The organism is Isobaculum melis (assembly GCF_900111355.1).
In the GTDB taxonomy this organism is placed as follows: domain Bacteria; phylum Bacillota; class Bacilli; order Lactobacillales; family Carnobacteriaceae; genus Isobaculum; species Isobaculum melis.
The window spans coordinates 37040-62207 of the sequence record NZ_FOHA01000004.1; the positions used below are offsets into that span (position 1 = coordinate 37040).

Sequence of the window (25168 nt, forward strand, 5' to 3'; positions counted from 1 at the left end):
AGAGCCAAAAATAGAAACAAGAATAAAAGATGAGGGAAAACTTAGTGAAAAAAGTATTTAATGAGAAATGAAGATAATAATTTACAAAATAAGAAAAATGTGGTAGACACAATATATAGTTAATATTTTGAAAAAAAGTTTAAAAATCACTAGATATTGGTTGTTTCTTTCTTGGAGATAAGGTAGAATAGTAAGTGCGAAAGCTAACAAGGAGGAAGATTAAGATGATGGTAAAAACAATTAAAGTCATTAAAAGAGATGGTCGATCTGTTGATTTTGATGATCAAAAAATATATGAAGCCTTACTAAAAGCTAGTAAAAACATTCACCTTGAATTAACAGATGAAACAACTGCAAACTTAAAAGAAATCATGAACAAAATTAATGAAGAGATTGAGACGCGTTTCTATTCTGATATAAAAATATATGAAATTCAAAGTATTGTAGAGCATACCTTGTTAGATGAAGAACAATTTGCCTTAGCAAAAGAGTATATTAATTATCGGACAAATCGTGATTTTGAAAGAAATAAAGCCACTGATATTAATTTTAGTATTGAAAAATTAATCCAAAAAGACCAAACAGTAGTCAATGAAAATGCAAATAAAGATAGTGAGGCCTTTAATACGCAACGTGATTTAACTGCTGGAATTGTTGGGAAATCAATTGGTTTAAAGATGTTACCACCACATGTTGCGAATGCGCATCAAAAAGGGGATATTCATTATCATGATTTGGATTATCAACCCTATCAACCAATGACAAACTGTTGTCTGATTGATTTTAAATCGATGCTAACAGAAGGCTTTAAAATTGGGAATGCAGAAGTAGAAAGTCCAAAATCTATTCAAACAGCTGCAGCACAAATGGCACAAATCATTGCCAATGTGGCTTCAAGTCAATATGGTGGCTGTAGTGCTGACCGTGTCGATGAAGTATTAGCGCCATTTGCAGAACGCAATTATGCGAAGCACTTAGAGACCGCAAAAGAATGGATTGAAGGCGAAGCAAAACAGCTTGAATTTGCTAAATCTCGCACTAAAAAAGATATTTATGATGCCATGCAAAGCTTAGAATATGAAATTAATACCCTTTATTCTTCTCAAGGTCAAACCCCATTTACTTCACTAGGCTTTGGATTAGGCACAAGCTGGATTGAACGTGAAATTCAAATGTCTATTTTAAAAGTCCGTATCAAAGGGATTGGGATTGAACATAGAACTGCGATTTTCCCTAAATTAATTTTTGCAATCAAGCGCGGCTTAAACTTAGCTGAGTCAGATCCAAACTATGATGTCAAAGAGTTAGCATTAGAATGTGCAACCAAAAGAATGTATCCAGATGTATTGATGTATGATAAGCTCGTTGAATTAACAGGAAGCTTTAAAACACCTATGGGTTGTCGTTCCTTTTTACAAGGCTGGAAAGATGAAGCAGGTAATGAAGTCAATTCAGGTCGAATGAATCTTGGGGTACTAACCTTGAACTTACCAAGAATTGCAATGGAATCTGGTGGCAGTCAAGAGAAATTCTGGAAAATTTTAGCAGATCGTTTAGAAATCTGTAAAGATGGTTTAGTTTATCGTGTGGAACGTGTCAAAGAAGCAATGCCAGAAAATGCGCCTATTTTATATATGCATGGTGCATTTGGTAAACGCCTTAAAAAAGGCGAGTCTGTTGATGAACTATTTAAAAACCGTCGTGCAACTGTTTCATTAGGTTATATTGGTTTATATGAAGTTGCTTCAGTCTTTTATGGTGGAGAATGGGAAACAAATCCAGAGGCAAAAGCCTTTACTTTAGATATTTTAAAATTAATGAAAGCACAAACAGATGCTTGGTCAGATGAATTTGATTATCATTTTAGTATCTATTCAACACCAAGTGAAAGCTTGACGGATCGCTTCTGTCGTTTAGATACAGAAAAATTTGGGGTTGTAGAGAATATTACAGATAAAGATTACTATACAAATAGCTATCATTATGATGTCAGAAAAAATCCAACACCATTCGAAAAATTAGATTTTGAAAAGGATTATCCAGCTTATGCTTCTGGCGGTTTTATTCATTATTGTGAATATCCAAATATGCGTCAAAATCCAAAAGCTTTAGAAACCGTATGGGATTATGCCTATGATCGTATTGGCTATTTAGGAACAAATACACCGATTGATCACTGCTATGAATGTGGCTTTGATGGAGATTTTGATCCAACAGAAAGAGGTTTTGAATGTCCTCAGTGCGGCAATCATGATCCAAAAACTTGTGATGTTGTCAAACGTACTTGTGGCTATTTAGGAAACCCTCAAGCGCGTCCAATGGTTCATGGGAGACACAAAGAAATTTCAGCCCGTGTGAAGCATATGTAATAGAAAAGTAAATCTGCCCAGTGAAAATTGGGCAGTTTTTTTTAAAAGAAAGAAGATGAATGTCATGCGTGATCCAAAACCAAAAGAATGGCAATCTAAAGATTTGACCAAAAATAAAGTGGCTGATTATAAAGCCTTTAACTTTGTTGATGGCGAAGGTGTACGTTGTAGTCTATATTTAAGTGGTTGTCTATTTGCCTGTGAGGGCTGTTATAATAAAGTTGCTCAATCCTTTAATTATGGTTATGAGTATACAGAAGCATTAGAAAATCAAATCATTGCAGACCTAAGTCAACCTTATGTCCAGGGATTAACCCTATTAGGTGGAGAGCCTTTCTTAAATACAGAAGTGGCCCTAAAAATAGTGAATCGTATGAGAGCAGAGTTTGGCAATACCAAAGATATCTGGTCTTGGACAGGTTATACTTGGGATGAAATGATGCTTGAAACTGAGGATAAATTAGCCTTATTAAACAAAATAGATATTTTAGTAGATGGCCGTTTTGAGCTTTCTAAAAAGGATTTAACCTTACAATTTAGAGGGAGTAGCAATCAACGCATTATTGATGTCCAAAAATCATTAGCAGAGAATCGTGTGATTTTATGGGGAAAAATGATAGAGGGAAACTAGTAAAGTAGTGAGAGCCTGATTTTTGACCACCGTTTACAGAAGCACTTTTTCTTTCGTTTTTGTCTGAGATAATTCTTACGAGGACATCATTTATCAATAAAATAAAAATAAAAGCTTTTACGCTATCCGTTAGATAGGTGAAAAGCTTTTATTTTTAATGCTGAATCTCTAATTGGTTACCTTGGTGATCATTATAAAAGGTGAGGAATGGAAAGAGGATTTGAATCGTTGTTCCTTTGTCTAGCTCAGATGTAACAAACAGTTCATGCCCTAATTTTTTACTTAAATTTTTTGCTAGATATAAACCAATGCCGGTCGAATGATGCTGTTCATTTCGGCCATTGGCGCCTGTAAAACCTTTGTCAAAAATTCTTTTTTGATCTTCAGGAGGAATCCCAATGCCTGTGTCTGTTACACTTAGCCAAATACCTTGTTGATTTTGTTCCAACGAAATAGAGATTTCCCCATGAGCTGGTGTATATTTAATGGCATTAGAGACAATTTGAGCTAAAACAAATCGTAGCCATTTTTCATCTGTTAATACTTGAAAATCTTCACCAACCAGCTTGAAGGTAAGTTTTTTTTGAATAAAATAAGGGGCATTTTCACGAATAACTGTGTTGATTACTTTGTGTAAAGGTGTTTCTTGAATCAAATAGTCTTTAGAAAATGCATCTAACCGTGAATAGTAAAGCACTTGTTCTACATAATAGCTGATTTTTCTCGTTTCTTCTTCTAATAATAGGAAATTTTTTTCTGAAATATCCTCTTCAATGGTTTCTAAAATAAGCCCAGTTGCAGTTAAAGGAAGCTTAATATCATGAACCCAACTATCAATAAAATCCTTTCGTTCAATCTGTTCATGTTCAAGCTGAGCAATTGCTTCTTGATGGTAAAGCAGTAGCTTATTTACATATTCTTGTGTCATTTTTTGTTCTTCGCTACGTGCTTCTTCTAAAGGTAAAAATAAACCATCTTTTTGACTAGACTTTCTTTCTTTTATCGCTTGATACCAGCTTTTTTTATAGAAGTAAAAGCCTGTTAAAAAAATAATGAAAAAGAAAAGGGAGAGGAGCGTTAAGTAAATAACATTGTTTAATTGAAAGGTCAGATGATGATCTAAAAATAAAATCAGTAAAATAATCATCAGATGAAAGCACCAAAAAGTGATAAGTAGTAATTGATCTTTTAAATATTTCAATATATTCATCGTCAGACTCCTTTAAGGAATGATGTATCCTTGTCCAATTTTTGTTTCAATAAAATGGCCCACACCAGCAGACTCAAATTTTTTTCTTAAGCGATTAATATTTACAGTTAAGGTATTATCATCTACAAAGCGCTCATCATCCCATAAGCTACGTAAAAGTTTATCTCTACTGACGATTTTCCCATGATTTTTCATTAAAATATGCAATAATTTATATTCATTTTTACTCAGATCAATAATTTGTTCATTAATCTTTAATGTTCCACTATCTAAATTTAAAATAATCCCTTGATGTTCTAAAATATCTGTTTGTAAATCAACATAATCATAAGAACGTCTCAAGGTAGCATTGATTTTAGCAATTAAGACTTCAATTGAAAATGGTTTGCTAATAAAGTCATCTCCACCCATATTCATTGCCATGACCATGTCCATATTATTATTGCGACTGGAAATAAAAAGAATAGGAACTTTAGAAACTTCTCTTATTTTTTGACACCAATAAAACCCATCATAGATTGGTAAATTAATGTCTAATAAAACCAGATGGGGCTTTTCTGCTAAAAAATCTTCTAATACATTTGAAAAATTAGTGGTAGTGAAAGCTTCAAATTGCCACTTTGTTAAATTTTCTGCAATCATTTCTCTAATTGCGCGATCATCTTCTACTGTCATAATTTTAAATTGCATATGATTTAGCCTCACTTTCGCATTCATCCTCATGGTAAACAAAATAAAAGCCAGATGCAACTGTTATTCTAATGAAGAGCAAAATTCAGCTAACAATTTTGTAAGATACACAAATAAATTGTAAGGAGTTTCCATTTTGTAGGGGAATAAATTTTGGTATGATAACGTTAGATCATTAATAAAGGAGAGAGACAAATGACAAATTTAGTAGAAGTCAATCATTTGAAAAAAACATATGGTAAAAAAGGCAATTTATATACAGCTCTAGAAAATATTAGTTTTACTATTGAGCAAGGTGAATTTATAGGGATTATGGGACCTAGTGGGGCAGGTAAAACCACTTTGTTGAATATTCTTTCAACCATTGATAAGCCAACTAGTGGCGATATTAAAATTGGTGGGGCAGATGTAACAACAATGAAGGATGCTGCGCTGAGCACCTTTAGACGTCATGAGTTAGGCTTTATTTTCCAAGACTTTAACTTAATGGATTCCTTAACTGTGAAAGAAAATATTTTATTACCATTAGCTTTAGACAAACAGCCTGTTTCTGATATGGAAGGTCGAGTGCTTTATGTAACAAAAATTTTAGGGATTGATCAATTATTAAAAAAATATCCAAATGAAATATCTATTGGACAAAAACAAAGAGTTTCAGCAGCGAGAGCGATGATTACAAAGCCACAATTGATTGTAGCAGATGAACCGACTGGATCACTAGATTCAAAATCGGCAACAGAATTATTGCAATATTTAACTGAAATCAATACAAAGGAACAGGCAACTATCCTAATGGTCACTCATGATGCTTTTTCAGCTAGCTATTGTAATCGTATTTTATTTATTAAAGATGGTGTGCTATTCTCTGAAATTAGAAGAACAGGAACAAGAAAAGAATTCTTCCAAAAAATTATTGATATGCAAGCCACTATAGGTGGAGGGGTTAGTCATGACGTTATTTAAACTGGCTTATAAAAATGTAAAATCACAGTTTTCAGATTATGTTATTTATTTTTTCTCTATCTCATTTTCTATTATGATTTATTTCAGTTTTGTGAGTATGGCAAATGATGAGGCGTTACTAGCAGCTGCATCAAAATCTGCCAAATTAGATGTAGCCTTACAGTTTTCTGGTGTCATGATTCTCGTTTTTGCTGTTTTATTTATGATTTATGCCAACAATTTTTTCATTAAAAAAAGAAAAAAGGAAATTGGCTTATATAATTTACTTGGTATGAAAAAACTTCAAATTTCTAAATTATTTTTTATGGAAAACATGGTTGTTGGAGTTGTTGCTTTAGCCTCAGGGATTGTATTAGGGGTTATTTTATCCAAGCTGTTTATGCTGATTTTATTACGAATGATGCAATCTGATGTGACAGCAAGCTTTAGCTTTTCAATGAATGCAGTGTTCCAAACCATTATCATCTTTGTGCTCATTTTTCTGTTTACATCGATTCAAAATGCATCATTAGTTTATCGTTATCGTTTAATTGATTTATTTAAAGCAAATAGTGATGGAAATAAATTACCAAAAATAGGATTTTTCTCCTATTTCTTTGGAATTCTTGGCCTTGGTATGATGTTATTTGGTTATTATTTAGCCAATGATTTTATGCATGGAGTTGAGTTGTTTCATAATGATTTCTTTATGGCCGCAATTGTCATTTTTCTTTCTACAATAATAGGAACCTATTTATTCTTTAACGCCTTTTTAGTTGTTTTTATCAAAATGAAAATGAAAAATAAGAAAACCTATTATCGTGGAATGAATTTAATTACTACTAGCAACTTATTATTTAGAATCAAGAAAAATGCGAGCACTTTAGCTACCATTGCGATTCTAAGTGCAACAACTTTAAGTGCAGTAGGTGGTGCTTCAATTGTTTATTCTTATGTGTCAGATCAAGTTGATAGAACAACAACTTATGATATTGTTTATGATGAATCAAATCCAGCAGCAGCGAGCGAAATTGCTGCATTGATTGCACAAAATCCTGATCACAAGATAACAGCGGAAACAGAGATTTCTTATAAAACCGTCGAGGCGACAACTAAAAATACTGTAAAACAAGGCAATGGCGAAGAGGTCGATGATTATTATAGTGTGATTTCAGAAAGTGATTATAATCAGTCGATTGAAAAAAATAAGGGAGGAAAAAAAGTTCAATTAGAAAATAATCAGCAAACTTTGTTGATTTCAATGATGTATTCTGATGAATTTTTCGACTCACCTAAAGGAAATAGCATTACCTTAAAGGATTCAAATGAAACTTTTGACATTCAAGATATTGCAACAGAGGCACCGGTTTCATCCGTAACCACTTATAATATGAATCTATTGGTTGTAAGTGATGTGGCTTACCAAAAAATCAAAGGGATTGAACCAGAATATCACTATCGTGCTGTCAATGTGACAAATGCGAAAGATATGAAAGCTTTAGCCAATGCGATTAGAAAAGTAGTGACAGAAAAAGTTTCTGAGAATCAGCGTATTCCCTTACAGGATAATCGGACTCAAACAACGGAAGCTTCAGCTTTTAATGATGCAACACGTGCAGCTTATATCACTAAATATGAAGTCAGCCAAGAAGTCTTTGCTGTCTTTGGTTTAATCATGTATGTCGCCGCCTTTTTAGGCTTAGTATTTATGGTTGCAACAGGAAGCATTATCATGTTAAAACAACTATCAGAAGCACAAGAAGAAATTGGACGCTATCGTATTTTGAAAAAAATTGGTGTCAATCGTAAGGAAATTAAAAAAACGGTCTATAAACAAACTGGGTTTGTCTTTGCCTTACCAATTATTGTTGGGATTACCCATGCAATTTTTGCTTTACGCTTAGCTAGCTCCATATTTATGAATCCTTCAATTTTATTAACTTTCCTCGCTTGTGGCATGTTTATCTTCATTTATGCTGTTTTCTTCCTCTTTACTGCAAGAGCCTATAATAAAATTGTTAATGGCAGTATGGTTCAATCATAAAGCCAAAACAGACTAAGCTAAAACATTTCGTTTGTTTTAGCTTAGTCTATTTTATTTGGGCGCAACTCACTAAAAAAGCAGTCTTTGCCTTACTTTGCAAAAACATGCTATAATTATGAGAAATAAATCATAAGGAGATTAGAGAAGAATGGATGCTAAATTAAATATGTTAAAAGCTTTAACAGACGCTAAAGGCGTACCTGGAAATGAAAAAGCAGTCTCTGATGTTTTTAAAAAATATGCCACACCTTATGCTGAGGAAATCGTATATGATGGTTTAGGAAGTATTATTGCACGCCACACTGGTGATGCAGCAGGACCTAAGGTATTAATTGCTGGTCATTTAGATGAAGTTGGTTTTATGGTAACCAAAATTTCTAAGGAAGGATTTCTTTCTTTCCAAACCTTAGGCGGTTGGTGGTCACAAGTTTTACTTGCACAAGAAGTGGATATCACAACTGGTAGTGGTAAAGTCGTTCATGGTGTCATTGGTTGTAAGCCACCTCATGTTTTAAGTCAAGCAGCGCGTAATAAGCCTTATGAAATCAATCAAATGTTTATTGATATTGGGGCAACAAGCAATCAAGAAGTTGCTGATTGGGGCATTAAACCTGGTGATATGGTTACACCTCATATTTCCTTTAGAGAATTAAATGATTCAAAATTTTTATTAGCAAAAGCTTGGGATAATCGCATTGGTTTAGCTGTTGCATTAAGAGTGCTAGAAAATGTTAACCAAACTGGACACCCTAATATTTTATTTAGTGCAGGAAATGTTCAAGAAGAAGTGCATTTACGTGGTGCGAAAACCGCTACTCATTTAGTTGATCCACAAATTGCTTTTGCGCTAGATACTGGTACAGCTGGGGATACACCTGGAATGACCCCACAAGAAGCAGATTCAAAATTAGGTGCAGGTCCACAAATTATTATTTATGATGCGTCAATGATTGCGCATAAAAAGTTACGTGATTTTGTGGTAGGTGTGGCTGAAGAACTTGAAATTCCTTTCCAATATACCGTGATTACTGGTGGAGGAACAGATGCAGGGAGCCAACATCTAACTAAAAATGGGATTCCTGCTTTAGCGATAACTGTCGCAACAAGATATTTACATTCCCATACCTCCATTATTCACCGCGATGATTATGAAAATACAGTCAAATTAGTCACAGAAGTTGTGAAAAGACTGGATGCAAAAACAGTAGAGCAGATTACTTTTGGGTAATCAAGGAGGAATAGAAATGAAAAGTGCTGATTATAAATTAAGCGCAAGACAGTCTTTAACGGGACAGTGGGGAACAATGATTGGTATGCAGCTTATTACAATCGTAATTAGTATCCTCATCTCATCTGTTTTGCTTGCACCATTTAATACGAGTGAAGGATCAGGAAGTGCTGTCTCAACAATTGTGGGCCTACTCATCACATTTGGATTTAGCTATGGCTTAACTTATGCAAGTTTAGAAGTAGTCAGAGGAAGAAAAGCTAATTTTGAAATGTTATTTGTAATTTTTAAACAAGAAAGATATCTTCCAGCAGTATTATTGAATATGACCACTAAAATCATTGATACAGTTGTTTCTTTTATTTTGATGTTACCAATTGTGATTGTGGCAGGTGTGAGCTTTATCAGTCTATACACCGTCTCAGCAGGAAATATTACAGAGGCTAGATATGTTGCGAGGTTAATTACAGGGATGTCAGGAATTGTTGTGTTCATCTTTTTGATTGTGATGTTGCTTTTCTTGGTTGTTGCCCTACTTTTAAGTGCTTATTTCCAAATGCTCGTATTAGTCAGATTAGACCATCCAAACCTATCTTTAGGAGAAGTTTATCGGGAAACCAACCGTTTATTAATGGGTAAATGGGGACAGCTCCTTAAATTAGAATTATCATTTATTTGGCTGTATATTGCAGGTGTTTTCACACTATGTATTGCCTATCTATGGATCATTCCTTACCAAGACGTAGCCGTATCTACATTTTATGATGTGATGAAAAATGGTGAACAAGAAGACCAATGGGTGGATTAAAAATAAACCATAAAAGGTATAAATGAGTGATAAATTGCTCATTTATCCTTTTTTTATGCTCAAAAAATGACTGAGCAAGTAGTTTGCTCAACTGAGATATGGTAACATGTAGAAAGAATAAAAATAAGGTCGTGTTGGAATGGAAAAAATTACTTCATTAAAAAATGAACGTGTTAAAAATTGGAAAAAATTGCATACAAAAAAAGGACGAGAAAAAGAAGGCTACTATTTAATTGAAGGCTTTCATTTGGTAGAAGAGGCTATCAAGCATGAAGCAGCCATTCATGAATTGATATATGTTTCTGGCAAAAAAGTCCCAGCAACTTGGCAGCATCAAGTGCATCACATTTTTGAAATTATACCTGAAATTGCTAAGGCATTAGCAGATACAGAAGCAGAGCAAGGTATTTTTGCGACCATCAAGCTACAAAGCACGCAACCGCAAGTAAATGAAAAACAAAGCTATTTATTATTAGATGCTATCCAAGATCCAGGGAATTTAGGAACAATGATTCGCACAGCAGATGCTGCAGGCCTTGATGGTGTGGTATTAGGTGAAGGAACCGTAGATTTATATAATGGAAAAGTGCTACGCTCTATGCAAGGGAGCCATTTTCACCTCCCCATTTATCGTGGCAATCTATCTGAATGGATTTCATTACTCAAAGAAAAACAAGTGCCCGTTTATGGAACAGAATTAAATGAACAGGCGGTGCTTTATGACCAAATTGGCAAACAAAGTGCCTTTGCTTTAATCATGGGGAATGAAGGCAATGGCGTTGCAAAAGAGCTATTGGCACAAACTGATCAAAACTTATATATTCCAATTAAAGGACAAGCTGAATCATTAAATGTGGCAATTGCTGCAGGAATTATTTTGTTCACATTAAAAGCATAAAACAAAAAGATTAAGTTAAGGTTAAATTCAACAACAACACTTGTAACTCCTTTAAAAGAGCGTATAATAACATTTATTAAAAGTTCAATATAAAGGAAGTCGTTAGATGTCCACTAAATGGAATGAAGACCAAGAGTATCTCTCTATTATTGAAAGCTTACTGGAAACAAAAGAAGTTCAAGCTTTAGCAAATTATACACAGCATCATTATACAACTAGATTGTCTCACTCAATTAGTGTTTCTTATCGTAGTTACCGCATTGCCAAAAAATTAGGCTGTAATGAAGTTGCAACAGCAAGAGCAGGCTTATTACATGATTTATTTTATTATGACTGGCGAACCACTAAATTTGATGAGGGAACCCATGCTTTTATGCATCCAAAAATTGCTGTGAAGAATGCACAAAAAATTACTTCTTTATCAGCATTAGAAATAGATATTATTGTGAAGCATATGTGGTTGGCAACCGTTGCTTTTCCAAAATATAAAGAAAGCTACATTGTCACAATTGTTGATAAATACTGTGCAGTTGCTGAAGTCTTATCGCCAACCGTTTCAAAATCACAAGTGTGGTTAAAAAAAATATGGCTCAAACTTAAAGTTGCCTCATAAGTACTATCTTAGGAAACAAATCTTTATTTAGCAAATAAAAGCTAAATAAAAAATTGTTTCCTTTTTTGATATTTTAAACAATAGATACAAAGGATGTACTATAATAAAATGTAGCAAAGTTAGGAGGAGTCAAATTGAATCAACAAGTGATATTTAAGATTAAAATAAGAAAATTAGTGAGTCAACTGTTCAAGAGGATAGTAGGATTTGGTTTAATAGGAATTGTGGTTTATGGTGTGTTGTCTACAACGCTATTTAAGGATGCACCTGAAACAATGATGATGGTTGATTTTGGTTACATCATACTTGGTGCTTTATGGGTTATCTTCAGTGTAATCAGCCTGCTCAAAAAAAAGATTGTTCTTGAAAATAACACATTATTTGTTAAAAAAGGAGATAAAATCTTAGACGAAGTGAATATCCTTTCTTATTTATTTGATACATATGTTTATAGGCAATATTATAATGGAATTCCAACACATACAAGTTATTCACTTGTACTAAAAAGAGATGGAACAGAGCGCTCAATTGATTGTAGCTTTCTTGGGAAAGCTGGATTTAATCAATTAATTTCAACGATTAGAAAGTATCAAAAAAACCTATTAAGTGATGTGCAGGAACAAGAAGTCATTGGAAAAAGTGAAGAAAGAGAAGCCATTCCTCAAACGGTCTTCCAACTGCATAAAAATCATTTTATTAGTGGCAGAATAAGAGCCATGCTTTTCTTTTATGTGATCATTGGTGTGATTCTCTATTTTATTTTTAAAGATTTGGAGATGAGTGAGCAAGTAATTGTTTGGGGTACCATGCTAGCGATTGCCATCATTATTGTTGTTCGAACACTACTAAGAGCTGCTAAAATACCTGATAAAATATTGGTTGATGAGAAAAAAATTATTTATGGAAATCAAGAGTTTATATTTGCAAATATCGAAAAAATTGAAATGAATCCAGCCTCAAAGTCCTATGCTCAAGTCTTAAAAATCTTTGAAAATGGTAAAAAGTATACATTGAAATTTGATGGAGCAACACTGGAAAATAGTGAAAAAACCTTGTTTCCAGAATATGCTGCTTTTTATTTATTAATAGAAGAATGTCTGCACCGCCATCATAAGGAATTTATTGTTAAAGTTGCCTAATTGAAACAGTATTTGAACCACTAATGAAAGTTTTCTACCAAAGATAAAGCAAAGTTACTTACAATAAAGAAGTAATAATGGTATAATACTTCACGAAGAGGTGATCATGATGAAAGTGAAAATGGCAGAACTATCAGTTATTTGTCCAAAGTTTGAAGAAACCTTCTCTTTTCTAGGGAAAAAATGGATGGGCTTAATTATTGATGTTTTACTTGATGGACCTAAACGTTTTAAAGATTTAGCTGAAAGTATACCAAATGTAAGTGACCGTGTCTTAGTAGAACGCTTAAAAGAGTTAGAAGAAAGAGAGCTAGTTGATAGAACCGTTTACCCTGAAACACCAGTCCGTGTGGAGTATAGCTTAACAGAAAAAGGCAGAGATTTAGAAAAAGCAATGGGTGAAGTGAAGACTTGGGGAGAAAAATGGCTCTAAGTCGGCTCAATCAAGAAAAAGACTTGACCTAAAAGGGTTTAATCGGTAAACTAGAAGCAAAGTATATCAATAAAAACGTTGAAGGAAACAAGTAATTTGTCCTTATTTAACAAGGGAAGGGATACCTTAGACTGGAAGTATCCTCTTAAATAACCAAATGAAATTTCAGTTCCTGAGTTGGCTTGTGTTATCTGAATCAATAAGCACCGGTGAAAGCCGTTATCCTAAATGAAGTGCAACTCTTATTTGAGTTGAACAAGGGTGGTACCGCGAATAGACCTCGTCCCTTTTTGGGATTTGGGGTCTTTTTATGTTGTCTAAAAACAAATGAATCATAAGGAGTAGAGCGCATGGATTTGAAAAGTAAATTAGCAGAATTAAAGCAACAAGCAATGAAAAAAATTGAAGAAGTGAATGATTTAACTGCCTTAAATGAGCTACGTGTCAGTTATTTAGGTAAAAAAGGACCTTTAACAGAAGTGTTACGTGGTATGAAAGATTTAAGTGCCGAAGAAAGACCTAAAGTAGGGGCTTTAGCAAATGAGGTTCGTGATAGCATTACGGCTTTGATTGAAGCACAGAAAGAACGCTTAGAGCTTGAAAAAATCAATCAAGCATTAGCTGATGAAGCACTTGATGTGACCTTACCTGGCAATCCAGTTTCAATTGGAGAACGTCATGTATTGACACAAATTATTGAAGAAATTGAAGATTTATTTATCAGTATGGGCTATCAAATTATTGAAGGACCAGAAGTTGAACAAGATCAATATAATTTTGAAATGATGAATTTGCCTAAAAATCATCCCGCACGTGATATGCAGGATACTTTCTATATTACAGATGAATTATTGCTTCGTACCCATACTTCGCCAGTGCAAGCTAGAACCATGGAGCAGCATGACTTTTCTAAAGGACCTTTAAAAATGTTAAGTCCAGGTAGAGTTTATCGTCGTGATAGCGATGATGCAACCCATTCACATCAATTCCATCAAGTAGAGGGATTAGTGATTGATAAGCATATTACCATGGCTGATTTAAAAGGAACCTTAGAAGTTTTTGCGAAAAAATTATTTGGTGAAGATCGTGAAATCAGACTTCGTCCAAGTTATTTTCCATTTACTGAGCCATCAGTTGAAGTAGATGTGAGCTGTTTTAAATGTAATGGTCAAGGCTGTAACGTCTGCAAAGGAACTGGTTGGATTGAAATCTTAGGTTCTGGTGTGGTACATCCAAATGTCTTAGAAATGGCAGGAATTGATTCAACCGTTTATGGTGGCTTTGCTTTTGGCTTAGGACCAGACCGCGTGGCAATGCTGAAATATGGTGTTGATGATATTCGTCATTTTTATCAAAATGATGTCCGTTTCTTGAATCAATTTAAGGTAAAGGGGTAATCAAATATGTATGTATCGTATCAATGGTTAACAGAATATTTTTCAATGGATGGGATTACGCCTGATGCTTTAGGTGATAAAATGTCTCGTACAGGAATTGAAGTAGAAGATGTTGTGACACTAAGTGAAGGTCTGAAAAAAATCGTGGTTGGACATGTCTTGTCTGCAGTGCCACATCCAGATTCTGATCATTTAAATATTTGCCAAGTAAATGTTGGGGAAGAAGAACCAAGTCAAATTGTTTGTGGTGCACCCAATGTTGCTGCTGGCCAACATGTGATTGTGGCGCTTCCAGGAGCGCGCATTACTGGTAATGTCAAAATTAAAAAAGGGAAGATGCGTGGGGAAGTATCTAATGGTATGATTTGTTCCTTACAAGAAGTAGGCTTTGATGATAAAGTGATACCTAAAGCTTATGCAGAAGGCATTTATCTTTTACCTGAGGATGCTATACCAGGAGATTCTGTTTTTCCTTATTTAGGAATGGATGATGCAATCTTAGAATTGTCCATTACTCCAAATCGAGCAGATGCTTTAAGTATGCGTGGTGTTGCCCATGAAGTGGGTGCGATTTATGATAAAAAGCCACAATTTAAAGCAGTTGAGTTAAATGAAGCACCAGATGATTCTGTGCAAAATTATGTGAAAGTTGCAGTTGAAAATGCTGAAGATGCCCCATTTTATACCATGCGTGTGATTAAAAATGTCACAATTGCGGAAAGTCCGGCTTGGTTAAAAAATAAACTGATGCATGCAGGCATTCGCCCGATTAATAATGTGGTGGATATTACAAACTATATTTTATTAGAATATGGTCAACCTTTGCATGCCTTTGATTATGATCGTTTAGCTACAAAAGAAATTGCTGTGAGACGTGCTCAAGCAGGGGAAAAATTCTTAACTTTAGATGGGGAAGAAAGAAGCTTATCGTCTGAGAATATTGTGATTACAAATGGTCAAGAGCCAGTTGCTTTAGCAGGTGTAATGGGCGGTTTAACAACTGAAATTGTGGATGAAACGGTAACGGTTGCATTAGAAGCTGCGTTATTTAATCCAACCTCTGTTAGAAAAACTTCAAAAGCATTTAATTTGCGTAGTGAATCAAGTTCACGTTTTGAAAAAGGCATTAATCAAGGAACTGTTGAGGAAGCCAGCCGTCATGCTGCTAGTTTGATTGCTGAATTAGCTGAAGGTACAGTGGTTTCAGGTGTTGAAGCTGTTGGTGCAGCAAAAACAAGTCCAGTTGAATTAGATATTACACTGGAACGCATCAATCATATTTTAGGAACGGCCATCACAGCAGAGGAAGTTGTCGCTATCTTTGACCGCTTAGGTTTTACGACAAAAGAGCAAGAGGGCTTATTCCAAGTTTGTATTCCTCCTAGACGTTGGGATATTAGTATTGAAGCAGATTTAGTTGAGGAAGTTGCACGAATTTATGGGTATGATCGTCTTCCTTCTCATTTACCAGTGACGGAAAGTCAACCAGGTAAACTGAGCCAGCAACAACAAATCATTCGAAATACGCGTGGCTATTTAGAGGGTGCAGGCTTATCTCAAGCAATTAGCTATGTCTTAACGACACCTAAAAAAGCCCAAGCTTACATGATGCGTGCAAGTGAACCAACCAAATTATTGATGCCAATGAGTGAAGATCGTAGCACCTTAAGAATGAACCTGCTTTCTGGTTTATTAGATGATGTTCATTATAATGTGGCTAGAAAAAATACAGATGTTGCTTTATATGAAATTGGCCGTGTATTCTACCAATCAGAAGATCCTTCACAAACCTTATTACATGAGGAAGAGCATGTAGCAGGTGTGATGACTGGATTAACAGTTGAAAATGATTGGCAGCATGCGAAAAAAGCAACTGATTTCTTTGTTTTAAAAGGAGTCGTAGAAGGTTTACTTGCATCTTATGGCTTAAAAGAAGCTGTGAAATATGTGCCAATGACTGAAAAAGAAGGCATGCATCCAGGGAGAACAGCTGCCATTTATTTAGGCGAAAAAGAGCTTGGTTTCCTAGGACAAATTCATCCATTCGCTCAAAAAGAGTATGAAGTGGGCGAAACCTATGTCTTTGAAATGAATTTACAAGCAATCATTGACGCAGCAAAAGAAGCTGTCGTCTATCAAACAATTCCTAAATATCCAGAAATGAAACGAGATATTGCGTTATTAGTAGATGAAGCCATTCAGCATCAAGAGCTGAGTCAATTTATTTATGAAAAAGGTGGTAGATTCTTAAAGGATGTCAAACTCTTTGATATTTACCAAGGTGAGAAAATTGAAGCGGGTAAAAAATCAATGGCCTATACCTTAACGTTCTTAAATAATGAAGCGACTTTAACGGATGAAGAAGTGACACTTGCTTTTGATAAAGTACAAAAAGCTTTAATTGAAGTATTTGCTGTAACAATCAGATAGAAAAAATGAGTTGCTAGCTGCTAGCAACTCATTTTTTATTGGAATATACTAAGTTTAGAGGAAAGATACTTGTCGTCAGGAATAATTTATAGTACATTTTTAACATTGAATAAAGTTTTGAATGAAATGAGGAAGTTGATGAGTAAATCGCATTTAAGAAAAGATGTTAGTGGACTGACAGCACTAACGATGGTCATTGGAACGGTAATTGGTGCAGGGGTATTTTTTAAACCAACTGCGGTATTTGGTGCTGCAGGCGCACCTGGCTTAGGATTATTGGCTTGGATTCTTGGGGGAATGATTGCGATTGCAGGTGGTTTAACCATTGCGGAAATAGGAACAATTTATCCTGAAACTGGTGGATTAATGGTTTATTTGGAAAAAATTTATGGAAAATTTATTGGTTTTTTAGTTGGATGGGCACAATTTATTGTTTATTTTCCAGCCAATATTGCGGCGCTCTCGATTATTTTTGCTACTCAAGCCATTAGCTTACTTGGCATGTCAGATCAATGGTTAATTCCAATTGCGCTGCTGATTGCTACAATAGTGATGGGCTTAAATTTTTTAGGAACCAAATATGGTGGAGCTGTACAAACGGTTTCGACGATTTTAAAATTGGTGCCATTAGCTGTGATTATTATTGGTGGCTTCTTGTCAGATCATGCTAGTTCTGTTCGTTTATTGCCTTTATCAGTTGAAAGTCATCCTGTCGTTACAGGCTTAGGATCAGCATTAGTTGCGACGATTTTTGCTTATGATGGTTGGATGAATGTGGGGGCTTTAGCTGGTGAAATGAAATCACCAGAAAAGGTCCTACCAAAAGTAATTGTTGGTGGGTTATCGGTTGTTATTTCTGTTTATGTAATGATTAATGTGGCTTATTTATTTGCAATGTCGGCACCAGAACTCAGTCAAACTGCAACGCCAGCTTCTGATGTTGCTCAAATCTTATTTTCAGGTCTTGGTGGAAAATTAGTGACAATCGGTATTTTAATTTCAGTTTTTGGTGGGATTAATGGCTATACAATGGCAGGCATTAGGATTCCTTATGCAATGGGCTTAAACGGTTTATTACCATTTTCTAGCTGGTTTACTAAATTAGGCGAAAAGTCAAAAATGCCAGTTAATGGGGGCTTGATTATGCTAGGTATTTCTTTAATGATGATTTGTTCTGGGCAGTTTAACCAATTAACAGATATGTTGATTTTTGTGATTTGGCTCTTTAATATTTTAGCTTTTATTGGTGTTTTTATTTTAAGAAAAACAAAGCCTGATATGAAGCGTGCTTATCATGTACCCCTTTATCCTGTTGTGCCTTTAGTAGCTGTTTTAGGTGGTTGCTATATTGTTCTAAATACTTTATGGACGCAACCCTTAAATGCACTTTTAGGTGTTTGTCTCACTTTGTTAGGTGTTCCTATTTATTTTTGGGCTAAGAAAATGAATGAATAAAAAAATCTAACAACTAATTTTGAGGAATTAGTTGTTAGATTTTTTATTCTACTAATCTTAATGCGATACTAAAGGCATTATTTATTAGCAATTTTCATAGCTTTTTCAGTATTGGCAAAGTGTAATTTAGCATAATGTCCTAAAAGTTTTGTTCCTCCACGCTTAATTAACCGAGCAGCGACAAGGTCTACATTTCCACCAGCACCAGAAGGAATTTTGAAGCCAGCATCCTCTGTAAGTTGATCTAATCCTTTTAAAAATGAATAGCGTGCTAGGATAGAAGCTGCGGCAACAGCTAAATGATGTTGCTCTCCTTTGGTAGCAAAATATACTTTTTCTTTGATTTGGAATGGTTGGTCGCTAATATGCGCAAAATAAGTTTTAGGAAGTTCAAATTGATCAATTAAAATTGCTTCAGGTGTTATCGGAGCAATCTTATCTAAAACATGTTTCAGCGCCTGATTATGCAAAATAGCTTTCATTTTCCCTTGGCTCATAGCGGGTTGAATTTGATTGTATTTTTCAGGCATAACATTTAGCAAACTATGAGGTAAAAAGGTCAGTAAATCTTTTGCAATGGCAATAATTTGTGGATCTTTTAAGTCTTTAGAATCTTTGACACCTAATTCCTTGAGCAACGGGATTTGTTCTTTAGCTACATAAGCAGCAACAACGGTTAAAGGGCCAAAATAGCTACCAGTTCCAACTTCATCACTGCCTAACACTGACCAGCTAGCAAAGCCACTTGGGAGACTGCTCACTGATTTGCTTTTCTTTGCTGTAGAGGCTGCCCCTTTTTTTTGTTGAGAAGTCCATTGATTGGCTTCGTTTTCAGCTTGATTTCCTTGGAAAAGTACTTTTCCAGAACGATAGGCTGTAATATTGACCGTCTTTTTTTTAGCCGCAAAAACCGCACCAGGAGGTGTTGTAGCTTTTAAATCATTTTGATACATTTGTTTCATTTTTTCAATCGTTGCATTTGAAACCTCTATGACAATATTAGACATGTTTTCACTCTTTTCTAAGAATCAATTATTTAAGTAGTTTTCTCTTTGGTCATTTCATGTTAAAATATAACAGATAGTATCTATGATAAGAAAGGATGAAGCCATTGGAACCTCATAAAAATAAGAATCGATACAAGGCAATCATTGGTGGTAGAGAGTATACCATTATTGGTGATGCCCCAATGGGACATATGCGCTTAGTGGCAAAATCAGTGAATCAGCAAATGGCTGAAATCTCAGAATTATCCCCTTATTTAGATACCACAAGAGTTGCAGTACTTACCGCTGTTAATGCTACCTCAGATTTGTTAGAATTACAAATTGAAACTGAAAAATATAAAGAAAAAATAGCAGCATTAGAAAAAGAAATGCTTTATTTGAAACAAGAAATAAAAGCAAATCAAGACTAATCATCAGACTTGATTGATGCAAAAAGGATGACGTAAATGGTTTCATTTTTATTAATGATTATTTTATTAATTGGTATTTACACAGGGGCTAGAAGAGGTCTTGTGTTACAAGTTGTTTATACAGTTGGTTATACGATTAGCTTTGTTGTTGCAGCAATGTATTTTGGGAAATTAGGTCCTATGTTAGAGATGTATGTTCCTTATCCATCTGCGACACAAAATAGTCAATTGCCATTTTTTGATGAATCACTAAAGTTTAGCTTAGACCAAGCCTTTTACTATGGTGTAGCTTTTGTCTTAATTCTCTTTGCTGGCTGGCTCATTACCAGATTAGTTGGTGGCTTATTCAATCGCTTAACCTTTGCACCTTTACTGAAGCAAATCAATTGGATTGGTGGCGGATTATTAGGATTTATAACCGTTTATGTTGGACTTTTCCTCATTTTATATTTGATGTCTATGTTGCCGATTACAGACCTTCAAAATGCATTAGAAAAAAGCTTTTTAGCAAAATTTATGATTCAACATACCCCAATCTTATCTAAACAAGTCTATGATTGGTGGATTCAAACGAAGATATAAAGTCGAGTCGTGCTTCATTTGTTTGAAGGCGACTCTTTTATTAGGAAGTAGCAGAAAAAAGTTCAAAAAGAAGGTGAATGGAATGAACAAGAAAATTAATCAAATATTAGCATTTGATACAATCAAACAGCATTTAACAGAATATGTAGCCTCACCATTAGGACAAGAGGAAATTGTAAAACTCGAGCCAGCTACTACCTTTGAAGAGATTCAAAATTGGCAAGAAGAAACAGAAGATGGCGTCAAGTTATTAAGAATCAGAGGGGGTATGCCCATTCCAAAAATGGATAATATTCAGCCTCATATTAAACGATTAGAAATTGGTGCTGTATTAAGTGGTGTTGAATTAGCACAAATCGGTCGGATTCTAAGTGCGACAACAGATGTCGTTCGTTTTTTTAATCAATTAAAAGAAGATGAAATTGAGTTATTTCAGTTGTATACACTCAGTACCGCTTTGGTTCATTTACCAGAAGTCGATTGTTTGATTCGTCAATCGATTGATGAAGATGGTCATATCTTAGATGATGCTTCTCCAGCCTTAAAAGGCATTCGAACAGGTCTAAAAAAATCAGAAGCAGCTATTCGTGAAAAATTAGACAATATTGTCCGAGGAAAACAAGCTAAATTACTCAGTGATGCAATTGTGACCATGCGAAATGATCGCTATGTGATTCCTGTTAAGCAAGAGTATCGTACCAGCTTTGGCGGAATTGTGCATGATCAAAGTGCATCTGGACAAACCTTATTTATTGAACCTCAAAGTGTGGTCGATCAAAATAATCGTTTAAGACAATTACAAATTGAAGAGCGTCAGGAAATGGACCGTATTTTAGCTGAAATTTCTAATGCGATTGCACCATTTTCAGTAGAGCTACTGCAAAATATGCGTATCCTTGGTAGACTTGATTTCACACAAGCTAAAGCCAAATATGGGCGAGAAATTAAAGGAAGCAAGCCCATTATCAACACAGAAAATCATGTCTATTTTAAATCAGCCAGACATCCGTTACTAGATCCTGATACAGTAGTCGCAAATGATATTATGCTAGGCAAAGAGTATCAGGCTATTGTCATTACTGGACCAAATACAGGTGGGAAAACCATTACCTTAAAAACATTAGGGTTGCTTCAATTAATGGGACAAGCTGGTTTACAATTACCTGTTGATGAAGAAAGTGAAATGGGAATTTTTACAGAAATTTTCGCTGATATTGGGGATGAACAGTCTATTGAGCAAAGTTTGAGTACGTTTTCTTCTCATATGACAAATATTGTCCATATTTTAGATAAGTTAACCCCTGAAACGCTTGTCTTATTTGATGAATTAGGTGCAGGAACAGATCCACAAGAAGGAGCAGCTTTAGCGATTGCCATTCTTGATTATGTGGGAACAACTGGCGCATATGTCATGGCAACGACCCACTATCCTGAATTAAAAGCTTATGGTTATAATCGTAAAGGGACAATCAATGCCAGTGTCGAATTTGATGTAGAGACTTTAAGTCCAACTTATAAATTATTAATTGGGGTGCCAGGACGAAGCAATGCCTTTGATATTTCAAAACGACTTGGCTTAGAAACAGTCATTATTGATGCGGCTAAAGGCATGATTGATGCTGAAAGTCAAAATGTGAATGAAATGATTGAAGATTTAGAGAATCGTCGAAAAATGGTGGAGACAGAGTATCTGGAAGTTCGTTACCATGTAGACGAAGCAGAATCATTACAAAAAGATTTAGAGAAGTCTGTTGCAGATTTCTATCAAGAGCGTGAACAGTTATTAGAAGCTGCACGACAGAAAGCTAATCTGATGGTTGAAAAAGCACAGGATGAGTCGGAGAAAATTATCAAAGACTTGCGAAATATGCAGTTAACAGGACAACATTCAGGTGGCATTAAAGAACATCAATTAATCGATGCTAAGACCCAATTATCTCAATTACATCAAGAAGAATTAACCCATAATAAAGTCTTGAAAAAAGCCAAAGCGAAGCAACAATTAGCGCCTGGCAAAGATGTAATGGTCGCTTCTCTTGGACAAAGAGGGACATTAATTGAACAATATGATGACAATCATTGGCAAGTGCAAATGGGGATTTTAAAAATGAAATTAAAGACTTCTGATTTAACCCTCACACAAGCACAAGATGAGCCAGTGACAAAGCGTGTGACTACGGTTCGTTCTTCCACTCAAAGTCATGTCTCAACTGAATTAGACTTAAGAGGAGAACGTTATGAATCAGCTTTAGCAAAAGTTGATCAGTATCTCGATGCAGCCATTCTAGCAGGCTATCCTCAAGTTACGATTATTCATGGTAAAGGAACGGGAGCTTTAAGACAAGGTGTCAATGACTTGTTAAAAGGTCACCGTTCAGTTAAAAGCTTTAGTTTGGCCCCGGCCAATCAAGGTGGCAGTGGCGCAACTATCGTTCTTTTTAAGTAGTGAGCAACTAATTGGTCAAACAACGTCAAATTTGATATACTAAGCCTACAATTAAATGAATGAAATGAAGGAGACGATAAAATGGTACAAGCAATTACAGATGCAAACTTTATGGAAGAAACAAAATCAGGTTTAGTGATTACAGACTTTTGGGCAGCATGGTGTGGCCCTTGTCGGATGCAAGCACCTGTTTTAGAAGAATTAGCAGAAGAAGTTGGGGATACAGTAAAGATTACTAAAATGGATATTGAAGAAAACCCACAAACACCAGCAGAATTTGGCATTATGAGTATTCCGACTTTACTGATTAAAAAAGATGGCGAAGTGGTTGAAACACTTGTTGGTTTCCATCAAAAAGAACAATTAGAAGCAGTTATTGCAAAACATGCTTAATAAATCATAAGAATCTGCCAAAAATTTGGCAGATTCTTTTTTTGGGCTTGACCCTAACGTAACGTAAAGGTGTATCATGATTTTATCAGGAGATGAGAAGATGGAATATACTGTACAAAAACTTGCACAACTGGCAGGGATTAGTAGCAGAACATTAAGGTATTATGATGAAATTGATTTATTAAAGCCTGCAAGAATCAATTCGTCAGGTTATCGAATTTATGGACAATTAGAGGTCAATTTACTCCAACAAATTCTTTTTTACCGAGCAATGGATGTTCAATTAGATAAAATCAAGAAAATACTGAGCAATCCACATTTTGATAGTCAACAAACCTTAGTGGCGCATCATCAACAGCTGCTTGAAAGAAAGGTACAGTTAGAGCAGTTGATTCTCACTGTGGAAAAAACAATTGCTGCAGAAAAAGGAGAGGGAAGTATGACAGATCAAGAAAAATTTAAAGGCTTTAAACAGGAACTAATCAATAAAAATGAGGCTCAGTATGGTCAAGAGATACGCATAAAATATGGTGATGAAGCAATCAAACAAGCAAATGCTCAACTACAAGGAATGTCTCAAGCTTCATTTAATCAAGCAACCCAATTAGAAGCAGCCATTATTGAGACTTTGGCTAAAGCGATGGCAACAAATGAACCAGCAGGAGCATTGGCACAAAAAGTAGCAGCAATGCATAAAGATTGGCTGTCTTTTTATTGGCCCAGTTATACAACAGAAGCTCATGCAGGCGTGGCAGAAATGTATCTAGCAGATGAGCGATTCACTGCCTATTATGATCAGCGTGTAGCAGAAGGAGCAGCTGTTTTTTTAAGAGAGGCGATTTTGGTTTTTGTAGCAAATAATTAATTATAAAAAAATAGCTAGCCTTCCAAAAATGGAAAGTTAGCTATTTTTTATGATTGATTTTGTTCGTTCAATGACTCTATAAACACTAAGCTTTTTTCAAAAATTTGTGCATCTTCAAAATTATATAAGAAGTGCGAACAATCTAATAGTGTATAGCGATTTATTTTTATCTTTTTGATGTAGTTCAGTAAGTAATCATGCCAGATGTCTTTTTTCATGCTCGTTCCTTTTGCATTTGAAATGAAAAAATACATTGGTGTAGCTGAAGGAAAAGGTAAGCTATTAATTTTTTTTACATTTTCTGGAATATGTTGAGCTTCATTTTGCAACGTAATATTACCAAAATTTTTATACATTAATTGCTTATTTTGAATATGTTCCTCTTCATTTAAAGATAAATTTTGCATTTTTTCAGAGGTAGAACGATGATAAATATTGATGAGTTTACCAAAACCTGTCCATAGTACAAACTTTAAAAATTTAGCCATTTTAACGGTTAGATTTAAATTAATATGTTGGTAACTATCTGGCACAGCAGGATCTAGCCCAATAATGGCTTCAACTTCATTTGGATAAGTCTGTGCCCAATAAATGGCTTCTAGTCCAGACATTGAATGGGGGACTAATATGTATGGTGCTGTTAATCCAGCCTTATTTAAGGCCAATCTTGTGTCGTCTAGGATTTCATCAATATCTCTAGAAACATCAGCAATATCACTATAACCATAACCTTTTTTTTCAACAATCGCTACTTTAAAAGTAGAAGCGAAACGATCACAGAGTTTTTTAGCATCATAAACGGGACTATAAACTGCTCCACCAGATAGATAGACCAAGGTATGTTTTCCTGTCCCTTTGATATAAACATGCATCTTTGAGCCGTTTACATCTACGATTTGACCAGGGGGAGTTAATGTGTTTTTTTGCCTTTTTTCAGTAAGTCGGTTGATAAAAATCAGTAATAAGATGCAACCGATAAAAATCATTGTGATTAAAAAGAAATTCATTTTATCCTCCTTTTGGATGTTGTATAAAAATAAAAAATGAACAGATTCCTTATTTTCTTTATTATTGTAACATGTTCAGTAAAATATTTTAATAAAAAAATTTCAAACTGCTTTTGATTGCTTCATTAGTTTCACACCTTATTCAGAGAAATAAGTAGAAAATAAAAGGTA

General features: G+C 34.8%; 22 protein-coding genes and 1 other annotated feature. Of the genes, 18 read left to right on the plus strand and 4 right to left on the minus strand.

Annotated elements, in window-relative coordinates; all coding sequences use genetic code 11:
- Window positions 1–224: 224 nt before the first annotated feature.
- Together nrdD and nrdG are read left to right on the plus strand one after the other, a co-directional pair.
- Entirely contained in the window at window positions 225–2369 is a 2145-nt protein-coding gene (gene nrdD, locus BMW29_RS04565) for an anaerobic ribonucleoside-triphosphate reductase (protein WP_177165672.1), read from the plus strand.
- Window positions 2370–2433: 64 nt separating this feature from the next.
- Window positions 2434–3000 carry an anaerobic ribonucleoside-triphosphate reductase activating protein gene (gene nrdG / locus BMW29_RS04570; protein ID WP_092650810.1) on the plus strand — a complete coding sequence of 189 codons (567 nt, stop codon included), beginning with the start codon at window positions 2434–2436 and terminating at the stop codon, window positions 2998–3000.
- 154 nt (window positions 3001–3154) lie between these two features.
- Here the strand turns inward: nrdG and BMW29_RS04575 are convergent, their stop codons facing one another.
- The gene (locus tag BMW29_RS04575) at window positions 3155–4210 is read right to left on the minus strand and encodes a sensor histidine kinase (RefSeq protein WP_092650812.1); all 1056 of its coding nucleotides are present in this window, start codon (window positions 4208–4210) and stop codon (window positions 3155–3157) included.
- Window positions 4211–4222: 12 nt separating this feature from the next.
- On the minus strand, window positions 4223–4900 hold the full coding sequence (locus BMW29_RS04580; protein WP_092650814.1) for a response regulator transcription factor: 678 nt from the start codon (window positions 4898–4900) through the stop codon (window positions 4223–4225).
- Window positions 4901–5095: 195 nt separating this feature from the next.
- Here BMW29_RS04580 and BMW29_RS04585 point away from each other — a divergent pair, with 195 nt between their 5' ends.
- From BMW29_RS04585 to BMW29_RS04635, 11 genes are all read left to right on the plus strand, one after another.
- Window positions 5096–5863: an ABC transporter ATP-binding protein gene (locus tag BMW29_RS04585; protein WP_092650816.1), complete on the plus strand. Its 768-nt coding sequence runs from the start codon at window positions 5096–5098 to the stop codon at window positions 5861–5863.
- The gene (locus tag BMW29_RS04590; protein ID WP_092650818.1) at window positions 5850–7886 is read left to right on the plus strand and encodes an ABC transporter permease; all 2037 of its coding nucleotides are present in this window, start codon (window positions 5850–5852) and stop codon (window positions 7884–7886) included. The genes BMW29_RS04585 and BMW29_RS04590 overlap by 14 nt, the downstream gene beginning before the upstream one ends.
- Window positions 7887–8034: 148 nt before the next feature.
- On the plus strand, window positions 8035–9114 hold the full coding sequence (locus BMW29_RS04595; RefSeq protein WP_092650820.1) for a M42 family metallopeptidase: 1080 nt from the start codon (window positions 8035–8037) through the stop codon (window positions 9112–9114).
- Between the two features lie 16 nt (window positions 9115–9130).
- Window positions 9131–9922 carry a DUF975 family protein gene (locus tag BMW29_RS04600; protein ID WP_092650822.1) on the plus strand — a complete coding sequence of 264 codons (792 nt, stop codon included), beginning with the start codon at window positions 9131–9133 and terminating at the stop codon, window positions 9920–9922.
- Between the two features lie 139 nt (window positions 9923–10061).
- On the plus strand, window positions 10062–10820 hold the full coding sequence (locus BMW29_RS04605; protein ID WP_092650824.1) for a TrmH family RNA methyltransferase: 759 nt from the start codon (window positions 10062–10064) through the stop codon (window positions 10818–10820).
- Between the two features lie 106 nt (window positions 10821–10926).
- Window positions 10927–11433 carry an HD domain-containing protein gene (locus BMW29_RS04610; protein WP_092650826.1) on the plus strand — a complete coding sequence of 169 codons (507 nt, stop codon included), beginning with the start codon at window positions 10927–10929 and terminating at the stop codon, window positions 11431–11433.
- A 134-nt stretch (window positions 11434–11567) separates the two neighbouring features.
- Entirely contained in the window at window positions 11568–12572 is a 1005-nt protein-coding gene (locus tag BMW29_RS04615; protein ID WP_092650828.1) for a hypothetical protein, read from the plus strand.
- Window positions 12573–12681: 109 nt separating this feature from the next.
- Complete coding sequence (locus tag BMW29_RS04620) at window positions 12682–13005, plus strand: winged helix-turn-helix transcriptional regulator (RefSeq protein ID WP_425431587.1); 324 nt, start codon at window positions 12682–12684, stop codon at window positions 13003–13005.
- A gap of 69 nt (window positions 13006–13074) precedes the next feature.
- Window positions 13075–13296, plus strand: a binding site (T-box leader).
- A 59-nt stretch (window positions 13297–13355) separates the two neighbouring features.
- The gene (gene pheS / locus BMW29_RS04625; protein WP_092650832.1) at window positions 13356–14402 is read left to right on the plus strand and encodes a phenylalanine--tRNA ligase subunit alpha; all 1047 of its coding nucleotides are present in this window, start codon (window positions 13356–13358) and stop codon (window positions 14400–14402) included.
- A 6-nt stretch (window positions 14403–14408) separates the two neighbouring features.
- Window positions 14409–16832: a phenylalanine--tRNA ligase subunit beta gene (gene pheT, locus BMW29_RS04630; protein WP_092650834.1), complete on the plus strand. Its 2424-nt coding sequence runs from the start codon at window positions 14409–14411 to the stop codon at window positions 16830–16832.
- A 138-nt stretch (window positions 16833–16970) separates the two neighbouring features.
- The gene (locus BMW29_RS04635; protein ID WP_092650836.1) at window positions 16971–18287 is read left to right on the plus strand and encodes an APC family permease; all 1317 of its coding nucleotides are present in this window, start codon (window positions 16971–16973) and stop codon (window positions 18285–18287) included.
- 77 nt (window positions 18288–18364) lie between these two features.
- Here the strand turns inward: BMW29_RS04635 and rnhC are convergent, their stop codons facing one another.
- Complete coding sequence (gene rnhC, locus BMW29_RS04640; RefSeq protein WP_092650838.1) at window positions 18365–19294, minus strand: ribonuclease HIII; 930 nt, start codon at window positions 19292–19294, stop codon at window positions 18365–18367.
- Between the two features lie 104 nt (window positions 19295–19398).
- Between rnhC and zapA the strand changes: the two genes are divergently transcribed.
- The 5 genes from zapA to BMW29_RS04665 all read left to right on the plus strand — a co-directional run bounded on the left by zapA (window position 19399) and on the right by BMW29_RS04665 (window position 23990).
- A complete protein-coding gene (zapA, locus tag BMW29_RS04645; protein ID WP_245706228.1) occupies window positions 19399–19704 on the plus strand; it encodes a cell division protein ZapA in 306 nt (101 codons plus the stop codon).
- A 36-nt stretch (window positions 19705–19740) separates the two neighbouring features.
- A complete protein-coding gene (locus BMW29_RS04650) occupies window positions 19741–20286 on the plus strand; it encodes a CvpA family protein (RefSeq protein WP_092650842.1) in 546 nt (181 codons plus the stop codon).
- A gap of 82 nt (window positions 20287–20368) precedes the next feature.
- Window positions 20369–22732, plus strand: coding sequence for an endonuclease MutS2 (locus BMW29_RS04655; protein ID WP_092650844.1), 2364 nt, complete (start codon window positions 20369–20371; stop codon window positions 22730–22732).
- An 81-nt stretch (window positions 22733–22813) separates the two neighbouring features.
- Entirely contained in the window at window positions 22814–23125 is a 312-nt protein-coding gene (trxA, locus tag BMW29_RS04660) for a thioredoxin (protein ID WP_092650846.1), read from the plus strand.
- 100 nt (window positions 23126–23225) lie between these two features.
- Window positions 23226–23990 carry a MerR family transcriptional regulator gene (locus tag BMW29_RS04665; RefSeq protein WP_092650848.1) on the plus strand — a complete coding sequence of 255 codons (765 nt, stop codon included), beginning with the start codon at window positions 23226–23228 and terminating at the stop codon, window positions 23988–23990.
- A 47-nt stretch (window positions 23991–24037) separates the two neighbouring features.
- Here the strand turns inward: BMW29_RS04665 and BMW29_RS04670 are convergent, their stop codons facing one another.
- Window positions 24038–24997, minus strand: coding sequence for an alpha/beta fold hydrolase (locus BMW29_RS04670; protein WP_092650850.1), 960 nt, complete (start codon window positions 24995–24997; stop codon window positions 24038–24040).
- Between the last annotated feature and the right edge of the window lie 171 nt (window positions 24998–25168).